The organism is Arthrobacter sp. H14 (assembly GCF_000520495.1).
Taxonomy (GTDB): Bacteria; Actinomycetota; Actinomycetes; order Actinomycetales; family Micrococcaceae; genus Arthrobacter_C.
In genome coordinates this window covers 69523-74658 of the sequence record NZ_KI914704.1, presented here as the reverse complement: position 1 = coordinate 74658, position 5136 = coordinate 69523, and the positions used below count along the sequence as shown (strand labels likewise).

Here is a 5136-nt window from a genome sequence, read left to right as displayed (position 1 = left end):
CGAGCCGGTTGAGTTGTTCCATCAGATGGTCGGTCACCAGTCGCTCATTGCCCGCGGCGTCAAGGATGATGATCGCGTCGAGACCGTACCGCGCGGCGCGCCATTTGTTCTCCTGCACGTGCCACGGCGGCATGGTCTCGATCGTGCCGCCGTTATCCAGCCGGGTGGAGAAGTCATCGACCAGGCACTGCGTCAGCGCGGCGATCGCCCCGACCTCCTCCAGGGTGGAAAGTCCGTCGCAGATCCGCATCTCGATGGTGCCGAGATTCGGCACCGGCCGGACGTCCCAGCGGATTTCGTTCGCGACGTCGATCACGCCGGTGGTGAACATGTCCGCCACGTACTGCTCGTACTCTTCCCAGGTGGCGAACTGGAAGGGGAGCCCGGCCGTCGGGAGCTGCTGGAACATCAGCGCGCGCTGGGAAGCGTAACCGGTATCTTCACCATCCCAGAACGGCGACGACGCCGAGAGCGCCTGGAAGTGCGGGAAATAGTTGATCAGTCCATCCAGTACGGGCAACGCCTTGGACCGCTTGTCCAGTCCGACGTGCACGTGGACGCCGTAGATCACCATCTGCCGGCCCCACCACTGGGTGCGGTCGATCAGGGTGGCGTAGCGTGCCTTGTCCGTGATTGCCTGTGCTTTGACGGCGCTGAAGGGATGCGAACCGGCACAGAAAAGTTCGACGCCGAGTGGTTCAGTGACTTCGCGGACCGCGTCCATCGACCGGGTCAGGTCTGCCTTCGCCTCGGCCACGGTGGTGCAGATGCCAGTGACGAGCTCGATGGTGTTGGCGAGCAGCTCCTGCTTGATGTGCGGGTGCTCGTCGTCGTCCTGGAGTTCCGGGTGCTTCTGCCGGACGCCGCGGAGCACCTCATCCGCGGCGGACACGAGCTCGCCGGATTCGCCATCCACCAGTGCCAGTTCCCACTCAACGCCGAGGGTCGACTGGGCCGATGATGCGAAATCAATCTTCATGAAGCTCCTGACGCGCTGTTCCGTTGGGCGTGACCGCCGCGCTGGCGTTGGTTAGTTCGACTCGCGTCACCGCGCAAAGTACAGGGGCCAGTCTAGTCCAGCTCTCAGCCGGCGATCGTGTCCACCACAATGGCGACGCGCTCCGTCCCCATCCGGGTCAGCACGAGGGTGGCCTTCGCCGTCGCGGTTTTCGGCTTGCCGGCCAGCAGCTGCTTGCGCAGTTCCTCCGGAGTGACGGACGCTCCGCGTTTCTTGATCTCGAGGGTCCCGATTCCGTTAGCCTTCACCCACGAGCGCAGCTGTTTGACGTTATAGGGGAGTACTTCCTTGACCTTATAGGCGCGGGCAAAGGGCGAATCCTCGAGCGTGTCGGCACAGATGTACGCAATCCGCTCGTTCAACAGATGCCCGCCCAGTTGCCGCGCCAGGTCGGCCACGAGCCCCGCGCGGATGACGGCGCCGTCCGGCTCATACAGGTACTTGCCGGCATCGCCGGTTTCGACGTCCTGCGCCTCCGGATCGAAATCGACGCCGCTGGTCAGCTCGGCCGCTCCGTCCGCGTAGAGCACCAGGGCCGCGCGCCGTACTCCCGGGCGGGCCAGCGCGTTGAACCACAGGGCGGCCTCGGTCACTTCACCGTCGGTCGAGACCCATTGGGCTTCACAGTTTGCTGGGACGGCGTCGTGCGGGATACCGGGATTGAGCTTCACGCCGACGGCCTTGCCTGTGTCCGCCACTTTCTCCACGAAGGAGAGCGGCGGCGAAAACGCTTCCGGATCGAAGAGCCGCCTGGTGCCCGACGTCGACGTCGTCCGCCGCGCCGGATCCAGCCACACGCCGTCGAACCCGTCCAAGTCCATTGAGGTGGCGTCCGCGTTGACCACCTTGACCGACTGCCACGGCATCAGGTTGATGGTGGCAACGGCCGCCGTCGTCTCATCCAGTTCGACGGCGGTGACATTCCGGTCCAGCGTGGCCAGTGCCATCGAATCCGCGCCGATGCCGCAACCCAGATCCGCCACCGATTCCAGTCCCGCATTGGCGAAACGCTGCGCGTGCCGGGCGGCGACATTGAGCCGGGTGGCTTGCTCCAGACCGGCCTGGGTGAAGAGCATCTGGTCGGCGAATGGTCCGAACTTGGCGCGCGCCTTCATCCGCAGCCGCGCCTGAGTCAACACCGCGGCCACGAGTTCCGGGGAATGCCCGGCCTTGCGCAACTCCACGTTCAAGGACATGGCCTCGGACTCAAGGTACGGGCCGAGGGAGTTGAGCAGTTCCCAGCCGTCGGAGGTGAGCAGGGGCGCGATGGCGTCCACGGGTGAATCCGGCATGCGTATCAGCCTAGTTCAACGAGCCCGTACTGGTGTTGCGAGGGGCGGGATTTGCCTACGCGTAGGAGTCCTGCACTTTGTCCGGCGCCTCCTGCTTTTCGGCGACGGAGGCGACGCGGCCGCCCTTGACCACCATTTCGGCCTGCCGCGGAGAGAGCCGGTGCCGGAGTTTGATGGTTGTATCGCCGTTCCGGACCGTGACTTCGTTGCTCTCGGGCAGTTGCGAACGGACATTTTCGAACGTCAACGTGTCGCCTGAGTTGATCTTGTCGTAGTCGGCCGGGTCGCTGAATTCGAGTGCCAGAACGCCGAAGTTTGCCAGATTCTGCCAGTGGATGCGCGCAAACGACTTGGCGATGACGACCCGTAGTCCCAGATACCGCGGCGCGATGACCGCATGTTCGCGGGAGGATCCCTGTCCGTAGTTTTCGCCGGCTACGATCAGGTGACCGCCCTCGGTGTCTTTGGCCCGGGAAGCGTACGTGTCATCGACCTGTATGAAGAGGAATTCCGAGATCTTCGGAATATTGCTCCGGTACGGCAATACCCGGGCGCCGGCGGGAAGGATCTCGTCGGTGGAGATGTTGTCGTCAACCTTGAGCAGGACCGGCAGCTCCAGAGAGTCCGGCAACGGATCAAATTCCGGCAGCGACTCGATGTTCGAACCCTTCACCAGTTCAACCTGCTTGGCTTCCTCCTCCGGCAACGGCGGCAGCAGCATGGCGGTGTTGACGCTGACCTGCTCCGGCAAGTCCGGCCGCGGGTAATCCATGTCCAGGTCGCGCGGATCCGTAATCACGCCGGTCAGTGCCGCGGCGGCCGCGGTCTCGGGCGAGCACAGCCAGACGGCGTCTTCGTCGGTGCCGGAACGGCCGGGGAAGTTGCGCGGAACGGTTCGGAGACTGTTGCGTCCGGTCGCCGGAGCCTGGCCCATCCCGATGCAGCCCATGCAGCCGGACTGGTGGATCCGCGCGCCGGCGGAAATCAGGTCGAACAGCCACCCGCCCTTGGCCATGTCCTCGAAAATTTCGCGGGACGTCGGATTGACGTCGACCGATACCTGGCTGCTTGCCTGCTGCCCCCGGAGGATTTCGGCGACGACGGCGAAGTCCCGCAGTCCGGGGTTCGCAGAGGATCCGACCACGATCTGGTAAACATCCTCCCCGGCGACTTCACGTACCGGAACAACGTTGCCGGGGGAGGAGGGCTTGGCGATCAGCGGTTCCAGGCTGGAGAGGTCGATGGAATCGGAGACGTCGTAGGTCGCATCGTCGTCGGCCAGGATTTCCTGGAAGTCGTCCGGGCGCCCGACTGATTTGAGGAACTTCCGGACCTCCTCGTCGGCGGGGAAAATGCTCGTCGTCGCACCGAGTTCCGCTCCCATATTGGCAATCACGTGCCGGTCCATCGCCGTCAGGTTCTTCAGCCCAGGGCCGTGATACTCAATGATCTTCCCGACGCCGCCCTTGACGCCGTGCCGCCGGAGCATTTCGAGGATGACGTCCTTGGCCGACACCCAGTCCGGCAGATCACCGGTCAGTTCGATGCCCCAGATTTCCGGTATGGCGACGTAAAGCGGATCACCGGCCATCGCCATCGCCACTTCAAGACCGCCGACGCCGACGGCGAGCATTCCGATGGCACCGGCGGCACAAGTGTGGGAGTCGGAGCCAAGCATGGTGGCGCCCGGGCGGCCAAAGCGGGCCTGATGCACCGGGTGCGAGACGCCGTTGCCGGGCTTGGAGAACCACAAACCGTAGCGCTGTGCGGCGGACTGCAGGAAGAGGTGGTCCTCCGGATTTTTCTCGTCCGTCTGGAGCAGGTTGTGGTCGACGTACTGCACGGATAACTCTGTCTTGATCCGGTCCAGGCCCATCGCCTCAAGTTCGAGCATCACCACCGTTCCGGTGGCATCCTGGGTCAGCGTCTGGTCGATCCGGAGCCCGATTTCGTTACCGAACTCCATGTCCCCGCTGACGAGGTGCTCGCTGATGACCTTTTGCGCTACGTTCTGACCCATGACGACCTCCCGGTAGAGCCCGCGTCACCGCGGACGGTGCATACCCTCCCTATGCTAGGCCGGGACGTCCTCAAGATGCTATCCGTACTTACTATTGTGTGGTCTCCGGGTTAGTGGAAGAGTTGGGAGGGTTACGAATCCGGACGGCGTCCGGCCAACGGACGCTGGCTGACGTAAGAAGCTGACTGTTTACAACTGGAGGCGCCCGATGCGATACCCATGGCTCAAGGATGTGCTGGAAGCAGATCCACCGTTTCTCAGCGTGTACGTCGACACGACGCGGACAGACCCTTCGGCTGCCGCCGAGATCGAGACACGATGGGAGCATCTGCGGGACAAGGTCCGCGCCGAAGGCGCACCTAAAGATCTGCTGAAGCGGATCGAGCGTTCCGTTCTGGAACCGGCAGGCATTGGCGGTCCGCATGGCCGGGCATTCCTTGCCGCGGGTGGGCAGCTCTACATTGACCGGGTTCTGCCCGTTCCGCCGGAAGACCACGCGTCCTGCAATCACCGGCCGCACCTGCTTCCGCTGATGCGGGTCGCCGCCAGAGCCGTGTCCCACCTGCTTGTGGAAGTCGACCGGTCGGGCGCCGACATCAGCCTGCGGGCGCCGGAGGACCCGCATGTTGCCGGCAGCCAGAAGCCCCTGGGCGAGGACGCCTCGATCGAAGGCGGCCACGATGAGCTGCACAAGACCGGAACCGGCTGGCGGGGCCAGGACTTCGAGGCCCGGGTAGAGGATTCATGGGAGCGCAATGCCGACGCCGTGGCGCACCGGCTGGACAAGCTGGTCCGCCAGTACCGTC

At 64.3% G+C, this 5136-nt stretch carries 4 protein-coding genes; 1 reads left to right on the top strand and 3 read right to left on the bottom strand.

The genetic code is table 11. The features are described 5' to 3' along the window. The 3 genes from Y707_RS28290 to Y707_RS0121295 form a co-directional block, all read right to left on the bottom strand. On the bottom strand, positions 1-979 hold a 979-nt coding region (locus Y707_RS28290; protein WP_035783102.1), incomplete at its 3' end, for a glutamate--cysteine ligase. A gap of 104 nt (positions 980-1083) precedes the next feature. After that, on the bottom strand, positions 1084-2310 hold the full coding sequence (locus Y707_RS0121300; RefSeq protein WP_026536542.1) for a class I SAM-dependent methyltransferase: 1227 nt from the start codon (positions 2308-2310) through the stop codon (positions 1084-1086). Between the two features lie 55 nt (positions 2311-2365). Further along, positions 2366-4330 carry an aconitate hydratase gene (locus tag Y707_RS0121295; RefSeq protein ID WP_026536541.1) on the bottom strand — a complete coding sequence of 655 codons (1965 nt, stop codon included), beginning with the start codon at positions 4328-4330 and terminating at the stop codon, positions 2366-2368. A gap of 208 nt (positions 4331-4538) precedes the next feature. On the opposite strand from Y707_RS0121295, the gene Y707_RS28285 reads away from it, so the two are divergent. Further along, positions 4539-5136 (top strand): baeRF2 domain-containing protein (locus Y707_RS28285; RefSeq protein WP_035783099.1); only part of this gene is annotated, 598 nt, incomplete at its 3' end.